This window comes from Shouchella rhizosphaerae, from assembly GCF_036700015.1.
GTDB lineage: Bacteria > Bacillota > Bacilli > Bacillales > Bacillaceae_D > Shouchella > Shouchella rhizosphaerae.
This window is the reverse complement of the sequence record NZ_CP144921.1, coordinates 1,319,045-1,343,176: the sequence shown is the minus strand read 5'-3', so window position 1 is coordinate 1,343,176 and position 24,132 is coordinate 1,319,045. Positions and strand designations below refer to the sequence as shown.

At 46.8% G+C, this 24,132-nt stretch carries 25 protein-coding genes; 20 read left to right on the top strand and 5 right to left on the bottom strand.

What is annotated here, in order from left to right; translation table 11 throughout:
• Positions 1-212: 212 nt before the first annotated feature.
• The 9 genes from V5G21_RS06800 to V5G21_RS06760 are packed head-to-tail and all read left to right on the top strand — an operon-like array spanning position 213 to position 8,097.
• Complete coding sequence (locus V5G21_RS06800; RefSeq protein ID WP_041824147.1) at positions 213-965, top strand: IclR family transcriptional regulator; 753 nt, start codon at positions 213-215, stop codon at positions 963-965.
• Positions 966-980: 15 nt separating this feature from the next.
• Positions 981-2,003 carry a DctP family TRAP transporter solute-binding subunit gene (locus V5G21_RS06795; protein ID WP_251225538.1) on the top strand — a complete coding sequence of 341 codons (1,023 nt, stop codon included), beginning with the start codon at positions 981-983 and terminating at the stop codon, positions 2,001-2,003.
• Between the two features lie 11 nt (positions 2,004-2,014).
• On the top strand, positions 2,015-2,530 hold the full coding sequence (locus V5G21_RS06790; RefSeq protein WP_073304576.1) for a TRAP transporter small permease: 516 nt from the start codon (positions 2,015-2,017) through the stop codon (positions 2,528-2,530).
• Entirely contained in the window at positions 2,446-3,861 is a 1,416-nt protein-coding gene (locus V5G21_RS06785) for a TRAP transporter large permease (protein WP_306344998.1), read from the top strand. Before V5G21_RS06790 ends, V5G21_RS06785 begins: the two co-directional genes overlap by 85 nt.
• 20 nt (positions 3,862-3,881) lie before the next feature.
• Positions 3,882-4,649: an SDR family NAD(P)-dependent oxidoreductase gene (locus tag V5G21_RS06780; protein ID WP_035203566.1), complete on the top strand. Its 768-nt coding sequence runs from the start codon at positions 3,882-3,884 to the stop codon at positions 4,647-4,649.
• A gap of 17 nt (positions 4,650-4,666) precedes the next feature.
• Complete coding sequence (locus V5G21_RS06775; RefSeq protein WP_050748997.1) at positions 4,667-5,155, top strand: PPC domain-containing DNA-binding protein; 489 nt, start codon at positions 4,667-4,669, stop codon at positions 5,153-5,155.
• Positions 5,156-6,640 (top strand): class I adenylate-forming enzyme family protein, encoded by a 1,485-nt coding sequence (locus tag V5G21_RS06770; protein ID WP_338465412.1) that lies wholly within the window; start codon positions 5,156-5,158, stop codon positions 6,638-6,640.
• Between the two features lie 2 nt (positions 6,641-6,642).
• Positions 6,643-7,779: a thiolase domain-containing protein gene (locus V5G21_RS06765; RefSeq protein ID WP_095253431.1), complete on the top strand. Its 1,137-nt coding sequence runs from the start codon at positions 6,643-6,645 to the stop codon at positions 7,777-7,779.
• Between the two features lie 6 nt (positions 7,780-7,785).
• A complete protein-coding gene (locus tag V5G21_RS06760; protein WP_051881186.1) occupies positions 7,786-8,097 on the top strand; it encodes a Zn-ribbon domain-containing OB-fold protein in 312 nt (103 codons plus the stop codon).
• A 79-nt stretch (positions 8,098-8,176) separates the two neighbouring features.
• Here the strand turns inward: V5G21_RS06760 and V5G21_RS06755 are convergent, their stop codons facing one another.
• Genes V5G21_RS06755 through V5G21_RS06745 form a run of 3 tightly spaced genes read right to left on the bottom strand, consistent with a single transcriptional unit; the run spans position 8,177 to position 11,353 of the window.
• Positions 8,177-9,439, bottom strand: a complete 1,263-nt coding sequence (locus V5G21_RS06755) for an MFS transporter (RefSeq protein ID WP_011248453.1) — start codon at positions 9,437-9,439, stop codon at positions 8,177-8,179.
• Between the two features lie 21 nt (positions 9,440-9,460).
• Entirely contained in the window at positions 9,461-10,549 is a 1,089-nt protein-coding gene (locus V5G21_RS06750; protein WP_011248452.1) for an erythritol/L-threitol dehydrogenase, read from the bottom strand.
• Positions 10,550-10,579: 30 nt separating this feature from the next.
• Positions 10,580-11,353, bottom strand: coding sequence for an SDR family NAD(P)-dependent oxidoreductase (locus V5G21_RS06745; RefSeq protein ID WP_011248451.1), 774 nt, complete (start codon positions 11,351-11,353; stop codon positions 10,580-10,582).
• Between the two features lie 201 nt (positions 11,354-11,554).
• Between V5G21_RS06745 and V5G21_RS06740 the strand changes: the two genes are divergently transcribed.
• The 9 genes from V5G21_RS06740 (at position 11,555) to V5G21_RS06700 (ending at position 20,012) form a co-directional block, all read left to right on the top strand.
• Positions 11,555-12,343 carry a DeoR/GlpR family DNA-binding transcription regulator gene (locus tag V5G21_RS06740; RefSeq protein ID WP_011248450.1) on the top strand — a complete coding sequence of 263 codons (789 nt, stop codon included), beginning with the start codon at positions 11,555-11,557 and terminating at the stop codon, positions 12,341-12,343.
• Between the two features lie 83 nt (positions 12,344-12,426).
• Complete coding sequence (gene rpiB / locus V5G21_RS06735; RefSeq protein ID WP_011248449.1) at positions 12,427-12,888, top strand: ribose 5-phosphate isomerase B; 462 nt, start codon at positions 12,427-12,429, stop codon at positions 12,886-12,888.
• 5 nt (positions 12,889-12,893) lie between these two features.
• The gene (locus tag V5G21_RS06730; protein WP_011248448.1) at positions 12,894-13,904 is read left to right on the top strand and encodes a dihydroxyacetone kinase subunit DhaK; all 1,011 of its coding nucleotides are present in this window, start codon (positions 12,894-12,896) and stop codon (positions 13,902-13,904) included.
• Between the two features lie 13 nt (positions 13,905-13,917).
• Positions 13,918-14,547: a dihydroxyacetone kinase subunit DhaL gene (dhaL, locus tag V5G21_RS06725; RefSeq protein ID WP_011248447.1), complete on the top strand. Its 630-nt coding sequence runs from the start codon at positions 13,918-13,920 to the stop codon at positions 14,545-14,547.
• 10 nt (positions 14,548-14,557) lie between these two features.
• The gene (gene glpX, locus V5G21_RS06720; protein ID WP_011248446.1) at positions 14,558-15,514 is read left to right on the top strand and encodes a class II fructose-bisphosphatase; all 957 of its coding nucleotides are present in this window, start codon (positions 14,558-14,560) and stop codon (positions 15,512-15,514) included.
• A 613-nt stretch (positions 15,515-16,127) separates the two neighbouring features.
• Positions 16,128-17,033 carry a dihydrodipicolinate synthase family protein gene (locus V5G21_RS06715; protein ID WP_011248445.1) on the top strand — a complete coding sequence of 302 codons (906 nt, stop codon included), beginning with the start codon at positions 16,128-16,130 and terminating at the stop codon, positions 17,031-17,033.
• A 66-nt stretch (positions 17,034-17,099) separates the two neighbouring features.
• Positions 17,100-18,071 (top strand): tripartite tricarboxylate transporter substrate binding protein, encoded by a 972-nt coding sequence (locus V5G21_RS06710; RefSeq protein ID WP_011248444.1) that lies wholly within the window; start codon positions 17,100-17,102, stop codon positions 18,069-18,071.
• Positions 18,072-18,082: 11 nt separating this feature from the next.
• The gene (locus V5G21_RS06705; protein WP_011248443.1) at positions 18,083-18,517 is read left to right on the top strand and encodes a tripartite tricarboxylate transporter TctB family protein; all 435 of its coding nucleotides are present in this window, start codon (positions 18,083-18,085) and stop codon (positions 18,515-18,517) included.
• A 13-nt stretch (positions 18,518-18,530) separates the two neighbouring features.
• A complete protein-coding gene (locus V5G21_RS06700; protein WP_011248442.1) occupies positions 18,531-20,012 on the top strand; it encodes a tripartite tricarboxylate transporter permease in 1,482 nt (493 codons plus the stop codon).
• Between the two features lie 19 nt (positions 20,013-20,031).
• On the opposite strand, the gene rbsK is transcribed toward V5G21_RS06700, so the two are convergent.
• Entirely contained in the window at positions 20,032-20,907 is an 876-nt protein-coding gene (rbsK, locus tag V5G21_RS06695) for a ribokinase (RefSeq protein ID WP_011248441.1), read from the bottom strand.
• A 197-nt stretch (positions 20,908-21,104) separates the two neighbouring features.
• Here rbsK and V5G21_RS06690 point away from each other — a divergent pair, with 197 nt between their 5' ends.
• On the top strand, positions 21,105-22,115 hold the full coding sequence (locus V5G21_RS06690; protein WP_011248440.1) for a LacI family DNA-binding transcriptional regulator: 1,011 nt from the start codon (positions 21,105-21,107) through the stop codon (positions 22,113-22,115).
• A 529-nt stretch (positions 22,116-22,644) separates the two neighbouring features.
• Here V5G21_RS06690 and yiaA read toward each other — a convergent pair.
• Entirely contained in the window at positions 22,645-23,115 is a 471-nt protein-coding gene (gene yiaA, locus V5G21_RS06685; RefSeq protein ID WP_011248439.1) for an inner membrane protein YiaA, read from the bottom strand.
• 491 nt (positions 23,116-23,606) lie between these two features.
• On the opposite strand from yiaA, the gene V5G21_RS06680 reads away from it, so the two are divergent.
• Positions 23,607-23,963 (top strand): hypothetical protein, encoded by a 357-nt coding sequence (locus V5G21_RS06680; RefSeq protein WP_251225535.1) that lies wholly within the window; start codon positions 23,607-23,609, stop codon positions 23,961-23,963.
• Positions 23,964-24,132: the final 169 nt, after the last annotated feature.

Sequence of the window (24,132 nt, the reverse complement as noted above, 5' to 3'; positions counted from 1 at the left end):
AGGCGTTCGCCACACTCCTTGCGAGTTCCTCTGTTGTTAGTGGACGAACACCCTTAATGGCTTTTTAAAACGAATATGTGCCTCGTGAAAAAGGCAGTCATGGCGACGTTTTGCAATTATTTTCAGAATAATTGTTGACGGTTTTATCGTGTGCAGCTATAATTTTCATATAAGGAAAATCAATTTTCACTATGTGAAAGAAGTTGATAAGAATGGAATACCAAAACAAAAGTTTGCGAAAAGCGTTTGAAATCATTGAGTCGCTCTGCGCCAAACCGATGACAGCGACAGAGTTGTCAAAAAAGTTGAACTTAAATCCGAGCACATTGCATCGTTTTCTGGCCAATTTAGAGACGATGGGGTACACGGAAAAGTTGAAAAACAATCAAGTCCGGTTGACACAACAATTTATCCAGCTAGGGAAAATGGCGCAAGCCCATTATGATGTTGAGGCATTGGCCAAACCTTATTTAAAAAAGCTTGCTGACAGTACAGGGGAAAGCGTCTTGCTGTCTTCGTTTCACCAGTTTAAAGTGACGTATTTGGACAAAATTGAAAGCTCGCAAACAGTGCGAATCGTTCTAGGGCCAGGAAGCCATGCACCTTCTTATGCAGTGGCGTCTGGAAAACTGTTTTTGTCACAATTGTCTCCAGAGCAGCTTGATGATTTTTTTGCAAATACAGAATTAAAGCCTTTTACAAAGAACACGTTTGCAGATGAAGTGCAATTAAGAAAGGAGTTGGTGCACATTAGAGCGCAAAACTATGCCATCGATGAGGAGGAGTATGAAATTGGCTTAAAAGGATTCGCTGCGCCAATTAGGGAGGCGACAGGCACGATGATCGCGGCATTAAGTGTAGCCGGTGTTTCCTTGCGTTTTGACGATGAAAAAAGCAAAGCGACAATTGAACAATTGCTTCGTTATGCGGAATTGATTTCGATTGACTTAGGATGGAAACGTTAGAGAGGAGGAGCGCTTATGGGCAAGAAAGCGCTTAGCATTATTTTGGTAGCGCTTACACTATTTCTTGGGAGCTGTAGTGAACGGTCCGTTGCTGGAAATGAAAAACCACATTATGAATGGAAAATGACGGTTACAGTAGGCAGTGGTTCGACTTGGTATGAAGCGGCCAAAAAATTTGCCGATGACGTGGAGGCTGAAACAGATGGCAGAATCACCATAGCGATTTTCACGAATGAACAGTTGTCAGCTGGAAGCCCGGAAGCGGGAGTTGAGCAGTTGATGGATGGAACAAAGGAATTCTCTTATAATTCCAGCATTATCTACGCAGGCATCGATCCTCGATTTGGCATTTTGAGCGCGCCGTTTTTAATAAACAGCTATGAAGATGCAGAACGGATGCTTAATGGCGAATCAGGAGCTCTGATTAATGCCATGCTGCGTGAAAGGGGCGTCGAACCTCTTGGCTTTGCGGAAAGCGGATTTCGGCAAGTTACTAATGACACACAGCCCATTAAAAAGCCAGAAGACTTAAAACACTTAAAAATCAGGGTGCCTAGTATGGGGGTGTTTACGACCCATTTCCGCAATCAAGAAGCCGACCCGATTACAATGGCTTTTTCTGAAGTGTACACCGCTCTGCAACAAGGCACCATCGATGGCCAAGAGAACCCAGTCGATGTCACCTATTCTTCTGGGCTTTCAGAAGTGCAAGGCTACATGACGATGTGGAATTACGTGTATGACGCTTTAATCCTTGGCATGAATAAGGAGTTGTATGACTCCCTTGATCGAGAAGACCAACAACTGATTTCAAGGCTAGCCGAGGAAGCGAATGCGTATCAAATCGAGATTGCAAGAAACAAGGAAGAAAGGCAATTAGAAGAGTTAAAGGAAAAAGGAATGGACATTTATTACCCAACGGATGAAGAAATTCAACAATTTCGCGATGCTGCTCAGCCTGTATACGAGCATTTTGAAGACATTTGGGGGAAAGAAAATATGCAAACGTTTCTAACAGAGGCGGCTGCACAAGATTAGGGGGAGTATGTTTGAGAGGCTTGGCTATTTTTGAATATGTGTTGGTTGCCGTCTCACTTGGGACGATGTCGGTGATTACATTTGCCAATGTATTATCCCGCTACTTGTTTCATACTTCTTTCTCGTTTGCTGAAGAGATAACGATCAATCTATTTGTGTTGATGACGTTTGTTGGCGCGTCGATTGCGATTAAACAACAGGCACACTTCGGTTTTCGCTTTATCTATGACAAGTTGAGCGGCATGTGGAAACGAGTGGCTTTAGCGGCTACGTGTTTGGTGATGATCGTTTTTCTCAGTTGCATGTTTTACTTTTCAATGGAACTCGTGTTGGCACAGGCAGAACGGGGCCGTGTGACGCCGGCTTTAAGTATACCGCAGTGGTTGTTTACTTCCGCGATTCCCCTCGGTAGCTTGCTCTGTTTCATAAGGACGGTTGAAATGTGGGTGACCGAAAGCAAGAGGCTCACGCAAGGGGGAGAGAAGCAGCGGAAGGTGGAAATGGCGGCGAAAGAGGTGAATCGGTAATGTTATCGGCGTTGCTCTTTGTATTGTTCTTCTGTTTGTTGTTGATCCACGTGCCTGTTGCCTTTGCATTAGGTGTATCAGCTTTGGTCATTCTCGTGTTGGGCTCGGGGTTTTCGTCGTTGGCGCTTCTCCCTAGCATTATGTATTCCTCCATTTCTTCATTTACGTTATTGGCAATTCCGTTTTTTGTGTTAGCTGGCGTCATTATGAGCTATTCGGGCATTTCTAAACGGCTTGTTGACTTTGCCTACCTTTGTTTTGGCCACAAGAAAAACGGCATCGTCATCGTCGCCATTGTCGCTGCGTTGTTTTTCTCGGCTATTTCTGGCTCAGGGCCGGCGACGGTTGCCGCAATGGGAGCGATCCTCATCCCTGCCCTTGTTAAGAATGGCTTTAACAAAAATAGTGCTTCGGCGTTGATTGCCAGTTCAGGCGCATTAGGGATTATTTTGCCGCCAAGCATTGCCTTTATCATTTTTGGCGTCATAGCCAATGACTTTGTTGGCATCTCCATTAGCCGCCTGTTTGTCGCAGGCATCATACCGGGCCTTTTACTTGCTGCCGGTCTTCTCGTTGCCAGCATTTTTGCAAGTAAGCGCGTTTCTCACTTGCAAACAGCTAGCAAGCGTCCAGATGAAGCGGCAGCCAGCGTGGAACGCGCCTCTTTGGCAGCAATTTTGAAAGCGTTTTACCGAGCGCTTTTCGGGTTGCTTGTCCCTGTCATCATTATGGGCGGTATCTATTCAGGCATGTTTACGCCAACGGAGGCTGCCGTTGTCGCGGTGTTTTATGCACTGCTCGTCGGCGGGGTGTTTTACCGAGAAATAAAACTGAAACATCTCGGCCGAATTTTAGTCGATTCGTCTGTACAATCAGCAGTCATTATGTTCATTATTGGCGCTGCTTCATTGTTCTCCTATCTCGTGACGACGCAACATGTAGCGGAAGGGATGACGCAAGCTGTGCTAGGGATGACGGAGAACCGCGTCCTCCTATTGCTTCTGACAGCCGTGATTTTGTTGGTGATTGGCGCGTTTATAGACGCCATTTCCGCATTTTATATCTTTGTACCGATTTTGATGCCGATTTTGCTTGAAGTCGGCGTTGACCCGACTACGATCGGCGTGCTCATGACCGTCGCATTGGCAATTGGCCTGTTTACGCCGCCTGTCGGATTGAATTTATTTGTGGCCAGTGGCATTTCTGGTGTGCCATCTGAACAAATTGTAAGGGGAATTGGTCCTTTTCTAGTCTCTTCTATTGTTGTGTTGCTCATCGTCATGTATGTTCCAGCTGTATCCAATTGGTTGCCAGATTTATTGAATCTTTAAATAAAAAGGAGTGGGCAGAAATGTCGAAAATGGCAGGGAAAGTCTCAATCGTAACAGGAGCAGCACGGGGGATTGGCGCCGCTGCTGCGATCGAATTAGCGAAGGAAGGAGCCGATGTCGTTTTAGTCGATGTGCTGTCTTGTGAACAGACGAAGGAAACGATTGCAAACGATGTCGGTGGGGCAGAAGTTGTTTGTTATGAGGTAGATGTAAAAAATCGCGATGAAGTGGAAGGCCTGATGAAGGCGGTTAATCGTCGATTCGGACGCATTGACGTTGTCGTCAACAATGCCGGCACTTGTTGCCGTTACGACTTAGAGTCAATGACAGATGAAATGTGGCATCGAGACATAGACACCAATTTGCGTGGGACCTTTTTAATGACACAAACAGCGATCTATCCGTACATGAAACAACAAGGCAACGGCAAGATCATTAACATTAGTTCGATCTCAGGTATTATGGGCGGCCCTTTTGCTTTTAATGAGGGCGAAAGAGCAGAGCGATCTGGACCAGCTTATGCGGCCTCCAAAGGCGGCGTGATTGCGTTTACACGCTGGGTTGCCAAAGAAGTGGGCCGGTTAGGGATTACGTGCAACAGCATTGCCCCAGGACCAGTAGCAACCGAGATCACGAAAGGAATGAACTATCCATTGGCCAATCAAGTGATCCAACGGATGGGCACACCAGAAGATATTGCAGCAGCCGTTGTCTATTTAGCGTCTCCCCAAGCCGACTATGTGACAGGGGAAGTATTAAAAGTATGCGGAGGAAGTGCAATCGGATAAAAAGAGGGAGTGATGAAATGAAGGAGCGTGTGTCCCATCTCTTTAAGGCGTCGGAGAGCCAAACCTATTTCGGTTCGATTTGTGCGGGAGAAGACTTGATGGACAAAATCATTGAGTTATGCGAACAACACGGCATTCGTTCAGGGATGGTTACCTGCATTGGCTCACTGAAGCAAGCCGGTTTCACGGTTTTTAAAATGAAAAACGGGCGTACAGACGGCTATGCCCCACCTACCGTTATTGCTGAGCCGGTGGAACTAATTCAAGCAACAGGGTTTATTTGTGAAGATGAACATGGAAAACTAGATCTCCATTTGCATGGCATCATTGAAAAACAAGATGAAACGGTATCGGCGGGCCATTTTTTAAGGGGTTACAACAAAGTATGCATTACGGCAGAGTATTGCGTCATTAGTGCTGGCCATGTAACGGGGAAACGCCACTATGATCCGAGTTTAGGTTACAAAGTTATCAACTTTCACCATAGCGGTGTAGGAGGGGATTAAATGGAAACGATTGGGGCGCTCGCCAAAAAAGCTATGCTCCAGCATGCGGATAACGTTGCCGTCAGCGACGAAGACGGGACGCTTACGTATGGCCAGTTAAAGAAACGCGCCTGCCAGCTCGCTCATGCTTTATTGCAAAGTGGATTGAACAAAGGGGACCGAGTGGCCACGCTCATGTCCAACCGCAAGGAGCATATTGAAATTGATGCGGCGATCGCATTTGCCGGACTAGTGAAAGTACCAGTCAACTACAGGCTTCACCCAAAAGAAGCGACTTACATTATTGAACATGCAGGAGCGAGCGTCGTCATTGGCGAGAGGCAGTTGCTGGCAGGCCTCTCCGCCAACGTTGAACGAATCGACGTAGAGGAGGCATACGAACCGTTTTTGCAAATGCAAAGCGATGATTTTCCTGATGTCGCCGTTGGCGAAGATGATCTTTTTGCGATTATGTATACGTCAGGCACAACCGGGAAACCGAAAGGGGCGATGCTGACACACCGAAACATGATAGCAGGCGCGCTATCGCTCATCCAAGCCTGTGAGATCACGTATGGCGACACCATCGGGCATGTCGCCCCGTTAACGCACGGAACGAATTTTTTGGCGCAAACTGCATGGTTCTATGGGCTGAAGCAAGTCGTATTTAAAAAGTTTGAGCCGAGCGGTTTTATCGATGAATTGGAAAAACAGCAAGTGACGGTGATGTTCATGGTGCCGACACTCGTCAACTTAATGGTTCATGACCCATGCTTTGACCCTGTTAAATTGCGCAGCCTGAAATCGATTAATATGGCTGGTGCGCCAATTGCCGTCCCTAAATTGCAAAAAGCATTAACGGCGCTCGGTCCAAAGCTTGCGGAAACGTATGGCCTCGTTGAAGCGCCAATGGCGATCACGATCATGCCAAAACAGCAGCTCGGGGCGAGGCCGAGCTCTTGCGGAGCGACCGGGCCATTTGCAGAAGTGAAAATTGTCGCGCCCGACGGCGAAGAGGCGCCGGTTGGCGACATCGGCGAAGTTGCCTGCCGAGGCTCGCTTGTGATGAAAGGCTATTGGCAGAATGAAACCGCAACGGCTGAAGCAATCAAGGATGGCTGGTTTTATACCGGCGACTTAGGCCGTCTTGACGATAAAGGCTACTTGCATCTTATGGATCGGGCCAAGGACGTCATCATTACTGGCGGCCTGAACGTCTATCCCCGGGAAGTCGAAGAAGTGCTCAATCAATATCCAGCTGTGAAAGAAACGTGCGTCTTCGGCGCCCCAGATGAAAAATGGGGAGAATTGATTTGTGCCCATGTCGTATTGCAGGCTGGCGCCGCCCCTGTCACGGAAGCAGCGCTCATTGCCCATTGCACGGAGCATTTGGCCCGCTACAAAAAGCCGAAAGTAATTGAATTTGTGCACGAACTGCCAAAAAACAGCTACGGGAAGATAATGCGGAAAACATTGCGAAACCAATATAAAAAGGCAGGTGTCTGAATATGGCGCACGTGTCCGTAACCGGTACTGGACGAACGGCGTTTGGAAGAAGGAGCGAATCGATTAAAGCGCTTTTGGTAGAAGCCAGCCGCCAGGCATTGACCGCTGCTGGCCGGCCGAAAATCGATGCTGTGTTCGTCGGCAACTTTTTAGGCGGAGCCCTTTCACAGCAAGAAATTCTCGGTGCGATCCTTGCCAATGAGTTAGGCTTAGGGCCTATTCCAGCCATGAAAGTCGAAGGCGCTTGTGCTTCGGGAGGCATTGCTTTTAGGCAAGCGTACCAACTCATCAAAGCTGGCGAATACAACGCCGTTCTGGTCGCAGGGGTGGAAAAAATGACAAACGTTGATACAGAGACCGTCACCAATGCGATTAACGCAGCGATGGACGCCGAATCGAACGAAAGCGCGACGGGGCTAACGTTTCCAGGTTATTTTGGCGCTGTGGCCAACCGCTACATCCACGAATATGGCGCACAACGAAAACATTTGGCGATGGTCGCCTTAAAAAACCGGATGTACGCCCAAGCCAATCCTATTGCCCAATTTCAAAAGGCTATTTCGTTAGAAGATGTGTTAACGGCAAGGCCCGTTACCGACCCGTTGCGGTTGCTCGACTGTTCACCGATTTCCGACGGAGCGGCAGCAGTCGTCCTGCAAAAAAGCGAATCAGGCGTCCGTGTGTTGTCATCAGGCCAAGCGAGCGGCACGCCGCTCATGCAAGAAGTCGGTAACTTGCTTAGGATCGAAGCGACACATCGTGCCGCCCAGCAAGCTTATGCACAAGCCGGACTCGGTCCTGAAGACGTCGACGTAGTCGAGCTTCATGACTGTTTTTCCATTACTGAACTGATTGCGATTGAGGAGCTTGGCTTTGCGGATAGAGGCAAAGGCTGGGAAGCAGTGGAGCAAGGCCTGACTCAGCATGGCGGCAATGTTCCTGTGAATACAAGCGGAGGGCTGTTATCAAAAGGCCACCCTATTGGCGCTACAGGCATCGCCCAAATCGTGCAAATTGCAGAACAGCTAAATGGCATCGCCTGCAACCAAGTAGATGGCGCGCGCATTGGCCTTGCCCAAAACCTAGGCGGCACTGGCGCGTATTCGGTTGTCCACTTATTCGCTAAGGAAGGGAGCTAAAGAGCAATGAACATGCCAGCAAGCCGCTGCCCTGATTGCGGCCGTTTATTTCACAGCGGAAAAAGCTACTGTCCGGATTGTGACCGTGACACGCTCGATTCCATTGACTTAAATGGCAAAGGCAACGTGTACTCGTATACAGAAATTTATGCAGCACCAAAACGATTCGCACAACAAGCCCCTTATTTGATCGTACTCGTCGAGATGGAGCACGGCCTGCGCGTGACAGGAAGGATGTTGAACGGGCCGGTCCAGATAGGCGATCGAGTTGAATTGCACAAAGTAGAAGATCATTGTTACTATTTTGCTGCGCTTTAATCGAGAAAGCGACTGATCGGAGAGCTATAATCCATAAAACCCCAGTCGGAACAAAAAACGCCCAACTGGGGTTTTGCTATTAAGAAGCAGTCGCCGGGCTGCTTTCGGCTGTTGCCGTTTTCGCATTGTTTGGCAGTGTAATGAACTTTGTCAAAACAGCGCCAAGCAAATGAAGGCCGGCAATGAGCCAAATTAAGCCTGTTACGCCAATAAAGTCGAAAAACAAACCGACAAGCAAAGGGCCAACAAATACGCACAGGCCAGCGCCTAAATTCAAAATCGCCATCGCCGCGCCTTTGTCTTCTTTTACTAATGAAGGAACTAACGCAGATAATGGTACATAGCCGGCAATACAGGCGCCCCAAAGGATGCCGACAATTTGCATGGCGAGAAAGTTGCCGCCTGTCAACGCTGGTGTATAAAAGAAGACGACTGTGAAGATGGCGCAGCCAACTCCGCCAAACCACATCACTGTATTGCGCCAGCCAAATCGGTCGCCAATGAGGCCGGAAAGAAGGTTGACTGCAATGTTGGAGATGAAAATCGTCCCCCATAAACTAAGCCAAGCGGATGTACTGAGCCCATATTCAACAGCAAAATAAGTCGGAATAAACACTGGAAAGGCGTACTGGCCTGTTTGGTTAATAATGCGGACAAGCCCAGCGATGCCCACTTTCGGCTCGTGTTTAATGATTGTAATCCCTTTTAACAGCTCTCTCCACTTCGATGTTCCGCCTTTTGCTTCTTGGCGGACGATTTTGTCACGGTTGATGACGAGTGCAAACAAGGCTCCAAGCCCAATGAACAAAAGCGCACTCCACAGTGTGTTGTGATGCCCTAAATGTTCAATCGCCCAAATGGAATAGTAAGCGCCAAGCACGTTTAAACCGCCTGTGAAAACAAACCAAAACCAACCTACAGCTGCGCCAAGTTGGCGTTGCGGCGTCCGGTAGGCGATCCAAACAAGGAATCCGTAGGCAAAGAGAGGGTAGCCGAATCCCCGCATCGCGTACGTGACGAGCATCAACGGGTAATTCAAGTCGCCGATTGCAAAACCAACAAAGCCAACGGTGCCAAGCACATATAGCAATACGCCGAGAAACATCGTTTTTTTCGCGCCAAGGGCTTCGAATAATGTGCCTGAAAACCAAGACGAAACGGCAATGGTGACGCCATAGGCTGTAAATAAGTAAGCCGATTGCTGGACGGAAAGCCCCTGTTCAACTAAGTAGGGGCTTAACCAACCGATTTCAAGGCCATCGCCAACCATGAAAAGCATGACACCGACATATCCCCACAGCAAATGGGAAGGCAAGCCGACTTTGTTTATTAAATGGGTCATAGCACTTCCTCCTCGATCATCTTACGCCTGTTGCGGCTTTAAAATAATTTTGAGTGAATTTGAACCATTTTTCATAAGCTCAAACCCTTCAGCAAACCGTTCAAGAGGAAGCTCATGTGTGACAACGCCTTCTGTCGGCAAGTCGCCATTGGCAATGCCTTCAATCACTAGCGGATAACAGTATGGGCCTAAATGCGAGCCAAGCACATCCAGTTCTTTTCGGTCGCTAATAATGCTCCAATCAACTGTGACAGGATCTTTGAAGACGCTGAATTCGACAAAACGGCCAAGTTTGCGGATCATGCTGAGCCCTTGTTCGACGGAAGCAGGGTGGCCAGTTGCTTCAATATACACATCGCAGCCATAGCCGTCTGTCATGTCTTTGACCTTTTCAACAACGTTGTCTTTGGCTGGGTTCAACACTACATCTGCGCCAAATTGTTGGGCAAGCGCTAGCCGCTCATCCTTCAAATCGAGAACAACCAGCGTTTTGGCGCCAGACTTTTTGACGGCGCCAATCATGCCGAGGCCGAGAGTACCTGCTCCAGAAAGAACAACGATGTCGCCTAATTCAATCCGGGCGCGCTGGACGGCGTGCATGCTGCACGCATAAGGTTCAATTAGAATCGCTTGTTCGATCGGCAAATCTGCCGGCACTTTGTAGTTGATCGCCTCTTTTGTGAATTTCATATATTCTGCCATCGATCCGTTGACATTGTTTTGGAATCCGTATAAGTCATGTTTTTCACACATCCAGTACTGGCCGCGATTGCAAAACCGGCACTCCCAGCACGGCACAATTTGTTCGGAAATGATCCGGTCACCGATTTCAAAGTCGCCAACCCCGTCGCCTTTAGCGACCACATGGCCGATAAATTCATGGCCTGGAATCATAGGGGCTTTAATATAAGCAGGTTGTGTGTCATCGCCCCAAAAACTTGGCGCCCCGTCGAATGCTTTAATATCGCCAGCACATATGCCCGTTGCTTCTACCTTTACAATGATTTCTTTGTCGTGTTCAATCACCGGCACGTCGACTTCTTCCAATCGATAATCTTTCGGGCCGTAAGCGACAACCGCTTTCATTTTTTTAGGAATTGAATCGTTCATCGTGTTTTCCTCCTGTATGTGCTTTATCGTTTACCATGTGGTATAGCCGCCATCCACAACGATGATGGAGCCAGTTGTAAAACTAGATGCGTCAGATGCTAAATAAACAGCTATGCCGCTTAATTCATCTGGACGACCAAGGCGTTTCATCGGAACGTGTTCTAGGATGTGTTCGAGCTCCCCGCCAGGCGCGAATAACGGCCCTGTCATTTGCGAGGCCATATAGCCAGGTGCTATCGCATTGACACGTATCCCATATTGCGCCCATTCTGAAGCGAGTGATTTGGTCAGCATACTGACCGCGCCTTTAGAGGCATTGTACGCACTCTGTGCTTCCCGATTGGCAATCATCGCAGACATGGAAGACATGTTCATAATCGAGCCTGACCCATTAGCGACCATATGTTTGCCAACCTGCTTAGATGTTAGGAATAAAGCGTTTATGTTCACATCCATCGTTCGCTTCCAATCGCTGTATGTCATGTCCAATGTATCGATTTTCTTTACAATCCCTGCGTTATTGACGAGCACATCGATTTGTGGAAATGATTCCAATACACGATCAACCATGGCGCTGACTTCTTCCTCTTTGCTGACATCCGCTTGAATCGACTGTGTGTTGACCGAATAAGTAGTTGTAATTTCTTGTGCTGCCTTTGCAGCAGCTTCAGCGTCAATGTCTACAATGGCTATGTCGCAACCGAAGGCCGCTAATGACTTTGCGATTGTAAAACCAAGGCCTTGGGCACCGCCAGTTACCACTGCATGTTTCGTCGATAAATCAAATATGGTAGATACGGTCAAACGACCACCCCTTTCGTAAGCGTTTTCAAATCAGATATTGAAAATCATAACATTGTTTTCGTTTATGTCAATATTTTTGTTGAATACTTTTGTTTTATTTTATTTGTAGTCATATTGTGTTTGCGTATCCATTCGTTGGTTTAATATAGTAAGATACATGATAAGTGAAAAAGAAAAAAGGTAGGGCGTGCCATGAAAAAAATGTTTGTAGCAGAACGAAGAGATTCGATTTTGGATATATTGCGTGAAAGCAAACGAATAACAGTAAAAGAATTGTCGGAGCGCTTAAATGTCTCCGAAGCGACATTGCGTATGGATCTAAATCAATTAGAGAAACAAGGAAAGCTGGAGCGCACCCATGGCGGGGCGATTTTAATCGATGACATGCCAGCTGTGAGCGAAAAAGAGACAAGCTTTTCCTATCGAAAACAACAAAATACAAAAGAAAAAACATTACTAGCGGAAGAAGCGAGCAAAATGCTGTCCGATGGAGACTGCATTTTGCTTGATGCTAGTTCGACCGCACTTGAATTGGCAAAAGTCTTAAATAGCAAAACATTAAAACTCACGGTTGTCACAAGCGGTGTGTATACGGCGCTTGAATTGCGAGACCATCCGACGATCACAGTCATTTTGCTTGGCGGCGTATTGCGGAAAGGTTCCAGCTCGCTAGAGGGATTGCTCGGAGCGTCGATATTAGACGAAATCAATGTCGACTATTTGTTTACTTCGGCCAACGGATTTTCGAAATACGCTGGTTTAACGGATTTTAATGTGTATGAGGTGGAACTGAAAAAACGCATGGTTGAAAAAGTCAATCAAGTCGTTGCCTTAATCGACCATAGCAAAATCGGCAAAACATCAATTGCGACGTTTGCCCAGCTGGATGAAATTTCACTCGTCATTACAAACAAGGAAATCGACGCTGACTTTTCAGCTGTTTTAACCGAAGCTGGCGTAAAAGTAATCAACACAAACAACAATAAATAACAACAAACGAAAATAAATGATTGACAAAAACAATCTGTTTTGCAAAAATGGAGCTAAGGAAAGGGTGAAAGGGGTTACATCAAGTGAAAATTGCGATTGGTTCTGACCATAATGCGTTTGAACTGAAAGAAGAATTAAAGACGTACATGATAGATGAGGGCTATGATGTCGTTGATTACGGTTGCCACTCTTGTGAAGCAGTCGACTACCCAGATGTTTCCTTCCGCGTCGGCAACGACATCATGAAAGGCGAGATTGACCGTGGCATCTTAATTTGCGGGACAGGAATTGGCGTCGCGATTGCAGCAGGCAAAGTGCCAGGCATCCGTGCCGCCCTTTGCCACGATACTTATTCAGCTGAACGGGCGCAATTGAGCAACAATGCCCAAATCTTGACGATGGGCGCGAAAGTCATTGGCCCAGAAGCAGCTAAAAAAGTGTTAAACGCTTATTTAGGCGCTTCATTTGCAGGCGGTCCCTCGGCGAGGAAAATCCAACAAATCGCTGAGCAAGAGCAGGCATACCTTGAGCAGGAAAGCAGGTAAGAGAAATGAAAAAACTCGTAAACAATCCCGATGTTGTTGTGGATGAAATGATCGATGGCTATTTGAAAGCGTTTCCGAAATTAGTGGAGAAAGTCGAGGGAAGCGGGCGCGCCCTTGTCGCCAAACAGTCCCTTCATGGAAACGGAAAAGTTGGCATCGTCATAGGCGGCGGTTCCGGCCATGAGCCAGCGTTTATGGGCTATATCGGCCGTGGCATGGCTGATGGCGTGGCCGTTGGAAATATTTTTGCTTCCCCACCGCCACAGCCAATCGTAGAGGCGACCGAAGCAGTCAATCAAGGCAATGGCGTCGTATACATTTACGGCAACTACGCAGGCGACATCATGAATTTCGGCATGGCTTCTGATTTAGCCGATATGGAGCACGACATAAAAGTAGAATCGATTATCGTCCGTGACGATGTCGCTTCTGCGCCAAAAAGGGAAAAAGAAAAGCGGAGAGGAATCGCAGGCGAATTTTTTGTCACTAAAGTGGCAGGCGCCGCTTCCGCCAGGGGCGACGACTTAAGCGAAGTCGTCCGCTTAACGAATAAAGCAAATGAATCGGTGCGCAGCATGGGAGTCGGATTGACGCCGTGTGCATTGCCGCAAACAGGCAAACCGAGTTTTGTCCTTGGTGAAAACGAAATGGAAATCGGGCTTGGCCACCACGGAGAGCCCGGTGTTGAAAAAGGACCGCTGCAACAAGCGGACGATGTGTGCGACCGTCTCATTGACGACATTTTAAACGATGGCGACCTTAAAGCTGGAGACGATGTCGCCGTGCTTGTCAACGGACTAGGTTCAACGACGCAAATGGAGCTGTTTATTATGTTCCGGAGAGTCGAACAGCGCCTGAGCGAAAAACAAATCAACATCCACCGCAGTTATGTCGGCAATTACAGCACATCAATGGAAATGGGCGGCTGCTCCGTCACGCTAATGAAAGTGGACGAAGAACTAAAAGCGCTCATCGATGCGCCAGCTGAATGCCCGCTGTATGCCCAATACGAGTAAGAGGTGACAACAAATGATCCAAGCGACGGATTTAAAGAAAGCGCTTTACTCAATGCGCGACAAAATGGCAGAAGAGCGTGATTATTTATGTGAATTAGACCGCCACCTAGGCGATGGCGACCATGGCGTCACGATGGACATTGGCTGGAAAGCAGTCGCGCAAGCGCTAGACGACCTCGATGCCGAAACCGATATTAGCGTCATTTGCAAACAAGTGGCGATGGCGTTTTTAAATGCAGTCGGTTCTTCCGTCGGCCCCCTTTATGCGACTGGTTTTTTGCAAGCAGGCAAACCGTTTAAAGGAAAAAACGCTTTAACAAGCGAAGACGTCGCCACCTTTTGGATTGCGTTTGCAGAAGGAATAGAAGCACGAGGCGGCGCAAAAATAGGCGATAAAACAATGGTCGATACCCTTGCACCAATGGCTGCTTATTTACGTGAGCGAGGAGGCGGGTTCGACGGCGAAGGAGCGCTTGCCGCTGCCGAAAAAGGGATGGAATCGACAAAAAGGCTACAAGCCAATGTTGGCCGCTCAAGCCGTTTAGGAGAACGGTCGATCGGCACGATCGATCCTGGCGCCGCTTCAGCGTTCTTGCTATTCAAAGCCTTTTGCGACTCAGTCCAGCCTCGAGAAAAAGTGTAGGTAAACGAAAATGAGAGACTTTTTATTTTCAATGGCCCACGTAACCGAACAAGCAGCCGTCGCCTCCTTTCCTTGGATCGGCACAGGCAATAAAATCGAAGCAGACCGGGCGAGCACCGAAGCGATGCGGGCAGCGCTAAACCGCATTCCTTTTCGAGGCAGAATCGCGATTGGCGAAGGAGAAATGGATGAAGCGCCCATGCTGTACATCGGCGAAATTGTTGGTAACGGAAGCGGACCACTGTTTGATCTCGCCGTCGATCCCCTCGACGGAACAACGCCCGCCGCCAAAGGGCAAGGCGACTGCATTGCCGTACTAGCGGGAGCACCACACGGCACATTGCTTCACGCGCCAGACATGTATATGGAAAAGCTGGCGACTGGAGCCGAAGCCAAAGGGGCCGTCCATTTAGACGCGCCGATAGAAGCAAACATTCAAGCCGTAGCCCGCGCCAAAAACAAGGCAGTGAAAGACGTCACAGTCATTGTCCAAGACCGGACACGTCATCAAAAACTCGTCCAACGAGCAAGGGACACAGGCGCAAAAGTAAAATTGTTCCACGAAGTAGACGTGACGGCCGCATTAGCAACCGCATTGCCCGACCACGACATCGATTTATTCGTCGGAATTGGCGGTGCACCAGAAGGCGTCGTAGCAGCCGTTGCGATAAAATGCTTAGGCGGCGATTTCCAAGGACGGCTGCTTCCAGACGGCCACCAACAACTTGCCCGCTGCCAGCAAATGGGCCTCGACAACCCCAATCAATTACTGAATCTTCATGATTTAGTCGCCTCACAACAATGTTTTTTTATCGCCACAGGGGTGACCGACGGCCTGCTCGTCGACGGCGTCAAAAAGAACAGCCAAGGCGAACTCGCCACCCACACCTTTATGGTCGACGGAGTGTCAAATGAAATCCGCGTTGTCCAAACGATCCATCGTCCTGAACAAGTATTGATGAAATAAGGGGAGAAGCTCTACGTGTGTAGCGTGGGGTTTTTTCGTTGGGAGGGGGATGGGCGGAAAGGAAGGAAACTAGTTGTTACGCTCAGATAACGCTCAGATATTGATGCTTTTAAGCTACACTAATAGAAAATGCCTAGTGGGGCTCACTATGAAAAATGATGACTTTGACTTGGGCTAACTTATGGTTTTATGTAGAATTCAACCTGAGTCTCCTTGTTAGAAGTCAATGATCTTTGACACTCCACATCCTACAAAGGGCTCTTTTTATTTCACTCCTCTCAGAACCTTCTAACAGGAAGCTCCTTTTAATAGGGAACTTTCGCTGTCGTACTCCATGTAAGTTTGAATTTCCCATCTCGCTTTCCTTCAATCGCCCAAAGCGTGTCGGCGAACCTTTTTGATTTGGCTTTTTATAAGAGTTTGGCTGTTAAACAGCGTCAGCAACTTTCTGAAAAAAGCGCTTGCTGATTGAAAAACATTCGGTTATACTTCCGATATAGGAAAACGTTTTATCATGAATGTAGCAGTTGTATTGCTTGCTCAAGCGTTTTGATAGGACTATTTTCAACTAAAACTGAAAACGTTTTCCTTTTAGTATAAGGAGGATGATGATGTGAAACGACTGTATGGGATTACAACAGCAATGGTCACGCCGTTCACAGAAACTGGAGAAGTAGATGTGCCGGCTGTGCGTGCTCTCACTGATTTCTTGATTGAGAAAGGGGTGCATGGCTTATTTCCTTTAGGAACGACTGGGGAAATGAATAAATTGAGTATTGAGGAACGGAAACAGGTAGCTGAAGCGGTCATTAGTCAAGCGGCTGGAAGGGTCCATGTTTTCATTCAGGTTGGTGCCCAGACAATGGGAAGCACGCTTGAATTGGCAAGGCATGCGCTTGAGGCAGGCGCGGACGGGATTGGCGTTGTTACGCCATTTTTTCTCGGTGCCGATGATCGGGAACTGGAAGAATATTATGTAACAGTGGCAAAACAGTTGCCGGATGATTTTCCGGTGTACTTATATAACATCCCCCAAGCATCAGCGAACGATTTGAAGCCAGAGGTGGCCGAACGCATTGTGAGGCGGACTGAAAATGTGGTGGGGATCAAATACAGCTATCCAGATTTTGTTCGTTTGCAAGAATATAGTTTTGTAAATGGTGGTGACTTTTCTGTATTGACAGGAACGGACCGCTTGTTGACTGCTGCACTAGCTTTAGGGTGCGACGGCACGGTATCCGGGGTTTCTGGCGTATGGCCTGAACCCTTTGTCAGAGCATATGAAGCGTTCTGCATGGGCGATTTAGAAACAGCAAGGACGCACCAATCGGTGGCAACGGCTTATTGTGTAGCGTTAAAAGGAGGAAGCAACATGTCGTATTTTAAGGAAGCGCTTAAAATGCGCGGAATTGATGTAGGCGGCATGAGGCGACCTCAATTGGATTTGACGGCTTCTCAACTGAGCGAGTTAAAAAGCGCATTGAAGAAGGTGGAGTCTAGAAATAGCGATATCAATTAATAGAGATTTAGCAAGTCTGCTCGGACTATTATAACGGCTGTGCATGATTAGGGAGGGTAGATAAAGATGGACAGGCTTACAAACCTTTTTATAAGCATTGTGGCTGCGTTATGTTTAGCGAGTTGTTCAAACCAGAGTCCGGAAGAAGCTGATGAACGTTATCCTGAAGACCAAGTCAGCCTCATTGTTCCGTTTGCAACAGGAGGGGCTTCGGATGTGGTGTCTCGCGCTGTGGCAATGGCGATGGAGGAAGAGTTAGGTGTCCCTGTTGTTGTCGTCAATAAAACTGGCGGGGTAGGGGCTATTGGCGTGTACGATGTCATGATGGCTAATGCAGATGGCTACCGAATCGGTTATGTGCCAGTAGAGTTAGTGATGTATGACGGATTGCAAATCGCCAGCATTTCGCCATATGAATTTGCCTATATCAGTAGGCTAATGGAAATTCCGGCAGCGATCACCGTTTCTGCCGATGCTCCGTATAATACGCTCGATGAATTTATCACTTATGCGAAAGAACATCCAGGCGAATTGCAGATCGGTAATTCCGGGACAGGATCGATTTGGCATATAGCGGCAGGCGCACTTGCCCAAGAGGCCGGGGTTGAGTTCAATTATGTCCCTTTTGAAGGGGCAGCTCCGGCTGTTGGCTCATTGCTTGGCGGTCATATTGACGCGGTGTCCGTCAGCCCTTCAGAAGTAAAAACGGGGCTCGATAGCGGCGACTTAAAAGTGTTAGGAGTCATGGGGAACGAGCGAGATCCAGTGGTTCCCGATGTGCCGACGATGAAGGAACAAGGCTATGATGTCGTTTTAGGCGGCTGGGGCGGGTTTGTCGCTCCTAAAGATACACCGGAAGAAATCATTGCCGCGTTAGATGCCGCGATCGAAAAAAGCATGGAGACGGAAACCTTCCAGACATTGGCAGAATCAAGGGGGTTGACGCCAGCTTATTTGCCTGGCCAGGCGTTTGAAGCGTTTGCGGTGGAGCAATACGAATTCTTTAACGAATTGATCCCTAGCATTGAAATGGAGTAGGAGGGATAAGATTGAAAACAGCGAATTTGCTACTCAACGGTACAATTACGGTTGCATGTCTCATCTTTTTTTATCAAACGTTTCATTTTCCAATGCTTTTTGGCATTGAAGATTCCGGGCCTGCCCTTTTTCCAAGAATCGCTTTAGCAGCCCTTCTTTTGTTTGTCATAATTGATAGCGCTGTCATAATAAGGAAACGAGATGGCGAGTTCTTTTTCACAAAAGAAGAAAGAGGAAACCTTTGGAGATTAGCGCTTTTAATTGGTTTGTTGGTTTTCTTTGTTTTCTTTTTAGGAAAGCTCCCGTTCTTGATCTTGTCGCTTGTAACGATGTTTTTGATTGGTTTGGTGTTTCAGTTAAAGTGGGGGCCGGCTTTGCTGACAGCGGTTGTTTTGACGTTCTTTATCCAATTTGTCTTTATTAAAGGGCTCAACATTATCCTGTAGGAGGTGCTTATAAATGGATACAGTCATGTTGGTTTTGCAGCCAGGGGTTCTTTTTTTTATGCTACTTGGAACGTTTCTTGGCCTGTTTATTGGCGCTTTACCTGGCTTAACCGCAACAATGGGGGTAGCGGTGCTAACGCCGCTAACATTTTGGCTCGCTCCACAGGAAGGATTGGCTATGCTTATTGCGATTTATTGTACGGCGATCTTTGCCTCTGGTATTCCGGCTATTCTTGTGAACACGCCGGGAACCCCTGCTTCCGTGACAACAACGTTTGATGGCTATCCACTTACGCAACAAGGGAAGCAAGGAGTGGCGCTTGGAATTAACGCCCTTTATTCAGGGCTTGGTGGGCTGGTGAGCACGGCGTTTTTAATCTTTGCGGCTTTCCCGATTTCAAAGGTGGCACTTCTATTTGGCCCCGCTGAATATTTTGCTTTAGCAGTATTTGGGCTGACGATTATGGTTAGCGTCTCTTCCGGCTCCATTATTAAAGGGTTGATTTCTGGTGGCATCGGCTTGTTTATTGTTACAATCGGGCTCGACCCGATCCGGAACATTCCCCGGTTTACCTACGATTATCCGCCTTTGCTTGAAGGGTTGTCATTCATTCCGATTATGATTGGTTTGTTCGGGCTTGCTGAAGTGTTTAGCCAAATGCTTTCCAAGCAAACAACGAAGACTGGAACCACTGAGAAAGTGGGGCGGATTCTTCCGAATAAAGCGGAACGAAAAGAAGTCCGGAAACCGTTTTGGATGTCTTCGATCCTGTCGACGTTTATTGGGGTCATCCCTGGAGCCGGCGGTGATATTGCTTCGATTATTTCCTGGAACCAAGCCAAGAATATGGCGAAAGGAGAGAAAAAAGCCGAGTATGGAAAAGGCTCCCTTGGCGGACTAACTGCCTCTTGCACGTCGAACAGCGCAGTCATTGGAGGCGCGTTTACAACAATGATGACGTTGGGCCTGCCTGGGGATGCTGTTACAGCTATTTTAATCGGTTCATTGATGATGTACGGGCTTGATCCAGGACCGGCGCTGTTTACTGAAAATATAGAAATGGTCCATCTGATCTTTGCGCTCTTGATTATCTCCAATCTGCTTGTAATTGTGGTTGGGTTACTTGGTTCCAATCTATTTACAAGAATCATTCAAATACGCCAAGAATTTATTCACTTAGCAGTTGTGCTGTTTTGTATCGTAGGAGCTTACGCGTTGAATAACTCTTATTTTGACGTTTGGGTGATGGTCATTGCTGGCTTTTTTGGATTGCTCTTCAAAAAATTACGTATCCCTCTTGGTCCGCTCATTTTAGCCCTTATTCTCGGACCATTGGCTGAAGCGAATTTCCGGCGCGCAATTATGATTAGCGGAGGAAGTATGGATATCTTTTTCACTAGTCCTATCGCCATAGCCTTATTTGTCATAGCTGGACTTTCAGTTTTAATTCCTATGTTTAGACGAAACCCTAAAAATAACGCCCCTTCCGCTTAAGGAAAGGGCGTTTGGTGTGTCAGGTGCCTAGGCGATGCACTACTTGCTTTTTTGTAGGCATGCCGGATTGTGCTCCTGCTTTTTCAACGGAAAGCGAGGCAGCGGCGTTGGCGAAGGACACTGCTTCAGCTAATGGATGTTCGGATGCCAAAGCGGCAGCAAAGGCACCGTTAAATGTGTCTCCAGCGCCAGTCGTATCGACAGCTTTTGCTAAAAATCCATTGACGCGGACAAGACGGTTGCCATCATGGTAGGTGGCGCCTTTTTTTCCTTCTGTCACAATCAGCTTATTGGGATAGTTCCGAACCGCTTGTTCAACTGGTTGTTTAAAGATGGTTTGGCACTCTGTTTCATTTGGCGTTATAAAGTCGACTAGATCAAGCATGGACGGCGATAACTGTTGGGCGGGGGCAGGGTTTAGAATTGTGGTGCATTGTTCTTCCTTGCCAAGTTTTGCGATCTCTTCAATAAAAGGCAGCGGTACTTCAAGTTGAAGAAGCAGGACTTTTGATTGCCGCAACAGTTCCCGGTACAGCCCTGCCTCCTCGCGCTTCCAGCTAAAATTAGCGCCAGGAGCGACCACAATAGAATTGTCATTATTTGTGACAGTAATCATTGCCACGCCGGTATGTGCCGCGTTGTCCACGTCTATGTAGCCTGTTTCCACTTGTTCGTTTCTCAAGTTCTCAGTCGCAAGCTTTCCATACGGATCATTGCCAACCCGGCCTACCATTGTTACCGCAGCACCTAGCCTGGCAGCAGCAACGGCTTGATTGGCTCCTTTCCCTCCTGGATTGGTTCGAAACTTGTCGCCGAGCACGGTTTCCCCAGGCACAGGCATATTACTTGTGTAAACGACAAGGTCGATGTTGATGCTTCCAACAATGGCGATCAATGCAAACGCCTCCTTTCCCGAATACCTCTATTTTACAATAAAACGTTTTCCTAAAGTAAGTCCTAATATCATAACTCGTATAAAAGTATCTTGCCTTTTGTGCCAACTGATAAAGGGTAAAATATGATAAAATAGATACACCAAATGAGGGAATACGTAAGGATTTTGTAAAACGTTTTGTGAGAGGGTCGATTGATGTGAAAGTGACGATTAAAGAAGTGGCACGTCATGCTGGCGTATCCATTGCGACTGTATCGAAAGTCATTAATAACAGGGATTATGTCAGCGAGAAAACACGCGAAAAAGTCAAAAGAGCGATAGCGGAACTGCAATACGAAGTTAATGCAAATGCCCAAAGCTTGAAGGCAGTGCGTTCCAGAAAGGTAGCGGTGCTCGTCTCGGATATTTCCAATACGTATTTAATGTCGATTGCCAAGGCGGTAGAAGAAATGATCCGCTCCATCGGCTACCATATGATCTTGATGAGCCATAACGATGCGCCAGATATAGAGTATGAGCTTTTGCAGATTGTGCAACAGCAACAAGTTGATGCAATGGTGTTAATCCCTACAGGAGAAAACAGTAGCACGATTAAACGGATGGTGACCCTTGGCGTACACGTCATCGCCGTTGATCGAAAAGTGAACGATTTGCAGACAGACTACATTGCCGATGACAATTTTTACGGTTCATATGAATCGGTTCGTTATTTGCAGTCGCTCAGGCATCAGCGCATTGCTGTGCTCTATGGCCACCGCCGAAATTCCATTGGCGAAGAACGGTATCAAGGCGCACTGGCAGCTTTAAAAGAAGGAAACACATACGACCCGACTCTGTTTCGTGGAGCGAATTTTAAAGAAGAAGAAGCCTATCGCCTCACCACTGAGTTGCTATCACTCCCGGAACCTCCAACAGCAATTTATAGTGCCAACAATACAATGACCCTTGGCGTTTTACAGGCCATAAAAGAACGGGGATTGGAAATGCCCAATGACATTTCTGTGATTGCCTTTGGAGATGAAACGCAATGGAAACTTTTTAGACCAAAGCTAACACTCATGGTCCAACAAGCTCAGCAAATTGGCCTTGAAGCAGCGATTATGCTAAAAAACCGTTTAACGATAGAAAAGCCTTACCCAGTGCAAGAGCGGATTATTAAGCCGGTTTTGCAACAAAATGAGACGTGCAACGTGCTTAGAGGACATTAACGGGGATTGGGGTGGGGCTAAGAACGAAAAAACGTTTTGATATCACCGTTATCGACGGACACGAAAGACAGCTTCTCCAAGTTCACGGCGTTATTCCTCCATTTATTAGGAGGATCTCGCTGTCGCACTCTTTGTGAGTAACGGCTACTTCCAGACGACCAACAACTTGCCCGCTGCCAGCAAATGGGCCTCGACAACAGGGCTCATGTTTTATATGAACTTATTGGGTATTAATCCGCATATGCTTGCGGAACTTGAGCGCTCAATGATCGTTTTATATGAACTTATTGGGTTATAAAGAAGAAAACCGTGTTTACAAAATAACGATCAGCATCCAATTTTATAAGACAAGCGCTTAAGCTACCTTTGTATCTTCATGACCAGAAAGCAAAGTTGTGGACGGAATCGAACTTTACAGGAAGGATCAAGACAGGTTTATTCATCCTTTCATTACAACAAAAAAATGAACCCCGTCCAAGGTTCATTTTTTTATGTAGATTACATGTTCCATGTAAGGCAAACGGACTACTCAATCTCTTTCTCTTGCCCGTTGTGTGTCCCTAATATTTTTCTGAACAGTGATCGCGGCAAATAAGCTAAGGACAAAAGACATGCCATAAAATCCTTTTTCGCTCAGAACAATGCTGCCTGCATTGTATAAACCGATACCCATTAATAAAATAGCGACAATAAGTGCAACCCAACTAATCCCATAATAAATACTCGTAACAGGTATGCCTTCATCTTTATCTCTTACTGCCTTTTGCAAAGATACTGATGAATAGAGTCCGAAGATTAAAACGGCAAAGTAATATCCTTTTTCGTTCAGTTCCATATTTGCGTTAAACAAGCCGATAAAATACGCACCGACACCCACTATCAACGCAGCCCAAGTAGCCCCTTTGAAGGCTCCAGTTGGTTCTCCCTCTCTTCTTTCTACTTTGATTTCGGGCTCATTTTGTTTTTCATTATCTAATAAAACCTCATGCTCATTAGACATGAATGGTTCACCTCCGTCTTTATTCATAAAATCAGCATGGCAAGTATACTGTCCTGCCTTTGCCTAGCTCTTATTATATAGAAATTGTATGCAAAAAGGCAGATTATTTTGTTAAGATGCTTCCTTTATTTGCAGAAAACTGATTCATTGTATGGAATAGGATTGTGCCAAATTAATGATTGTCCGTCTTCTCCATCGGGATTATTCATTGGCAACTGTGATGACCACACTACGAGAGAATACATGTTAAAGTCCATCGCATCCGCAACAAAGCCGAGCCGATTATGTTTGCTCACAAGGCTCTTAGGCCAAAAAAAGCTAAAACGATTTTCGCTCAAGGATCCAGATGAGCAGTAAAAACGCCCTCTTCTTTTGCGCAAAAATCAATTGGTGTGTTACGTTTATTTTAGAATGGCCGAGTCTTTGTTCGAATGAAAATAGTGGTGTCATAAGCGAAAATGAAAAATTGAAAACAAGAAAGCAGGGATTCGATGTTTTTTTTCAAAAGGGACAAGAAGCCGACAAGATTGGAAGTAGATGCACCGGACGGCGCGTTGGTTCTATATCCGACTGAATTGGAAGAGCTGAGAGAAAAAGAAGGCAAACATTTTTTGTTTTTTATAACGACCGATGAAGACCAAACTGGCTATATTGTGACGTCGAAGCCTGATAATGAAGGGCCAGGTCTGCTTTTTCCAATTCAGGAGGAATTTGATGCGTGTTCAGATCTGTTTTTAGCCATCCCCCTTCCCCTAAGCCATTCAGACAGCTTTGTATATAAAGAAGCCTCCTCTTATGAAGAAATGACAGAAGCGATTGAAATAGCAAAAAATGAAAGAAAAAGGTAGCTTATGAATAATTTTATGAATGTCATGTCTTTCCTATAACGATCCATACGAACCTTTTTCTTTAGACAGCGCCGCATGAAGCGCTGTCTTTTTTTGATCAGTTCCGTTTAAAGGATGATTTCTTGCACTGAAAAAACAAGGTTTAATTTTTGTTTAACGGGAATAAATA

Coding starts and splice junctions, on each gene's coding strand:
- V5G21_RS06800 (WP_041824147.1), top strand. CDS start 213: ATGGAATACCAAAACAAAAGTTTGCGAAAAGCGTTTGAAATCATTGAG.
- V5G21_RS06795 (WP_251225538.1), top strand. CDS start 981: ATGGGCAAGAAAGCGCTTAGCATTATTTTGGTAGCGCTTACACTATTT.
- V5G21_RS06780 (WP_035203566.1), top strand. CDS start 3,882: ATGTCGAAAATGGCAGGGAAAGTCTCAATCGTAACAGGAGCAGCACGG.
- V5G21_RS06775 (WP_050748997.1), top strand. CDS start 4,667: ATGAAGGAGCGTGTGTCCCATCTCTTTAAGGCGTCGGAGAGCCAAACC.
- V5G21_RS06770 (WP_338465412.1), top strand. CDS start 5,156: ATGGAAACGATTGGGGCGCTCGCCAAAAAAGCTATGCTCCAGCATGCG.
- V5G21_RS06765 (WP_095253431.1), top strand. CDS start 6,643: ATGGCGCACGTGTCCGTAACCGGTACTGGACGAACGGCGTTTGGAAGA.
- V5G21_RS06760 (WP_051881186.1), top strand. CDS start 7,786: ATGAACATGCCAGCAAGCCGCTGCCCTGATTGCGGCCGTTTATTTCAC.
- V5G21_RS06755 (WP_011248453.1), bottom strand. CDS start 9,439: ATGACCCATTTAATAAACAAAGTCGGCTTGCCTTCCCATTTGCTGTGG.
- V5G21_RS06750 (WP_011248452.1), bottom strand. CDS start 10,549: ATGAACGATTCAATTCCTAAAAAAATGAAAGCGGTTGTCGCTTACGGC.
- V5G21_RS06740 (WP_011248450.1), top strand. CDS start 11,555: ATGTTTGTAGCAGAACGAAGAGATTCGATTTTGGATATATTGCGTGAA.
- V5G21_RS06730 (WP_011248448.1), top strand. CDS start 12,894: ATGAAAAAACTCGTAAACAATCCCGATGTTGTTGTGGATGAAATGATC.
- dhaL (WP_011248447.1), top strand. CDS start 13,918: ATGATCCAAGCGACGGATTTAAAGAAAGCGCTTTACTCAATGCGCGAC.
- glpX (WP_011248446.1), top strand. CDS start 14,558: ATGAGAGACTTTTTATTTTCAATGGCCCACGTAACCGAACAAGCAGCC.
- V5G21_RS06710 (WP_011248444.1), top strand. CDS start 17,100: ATGGACAGGCTTACAAACCTTTTTATAAGCATTGTGGCTGCGTTATGT.
- V5G21_RS06700 (WP_011248442.1), top strand. CDS start 18,531: ATGGATACAGTCATGTTGGTTTTGCAGCCAGGGGTTCTTTTTTTTATG.
- yiaA (WP_011248439.1), bottom strand. CDS start 23,115: ATGTCTAATGAGCATGAGGTTTTATTAGATAATGAAAAACAAAATGAG.
- V5G21_RS06680 (WP_251225535.1), top strand. CDS start 23,607: ATGTTTTTTTTCAAAAGGGACAAGAAGCCGACAAGATTGGAAGTAGAT.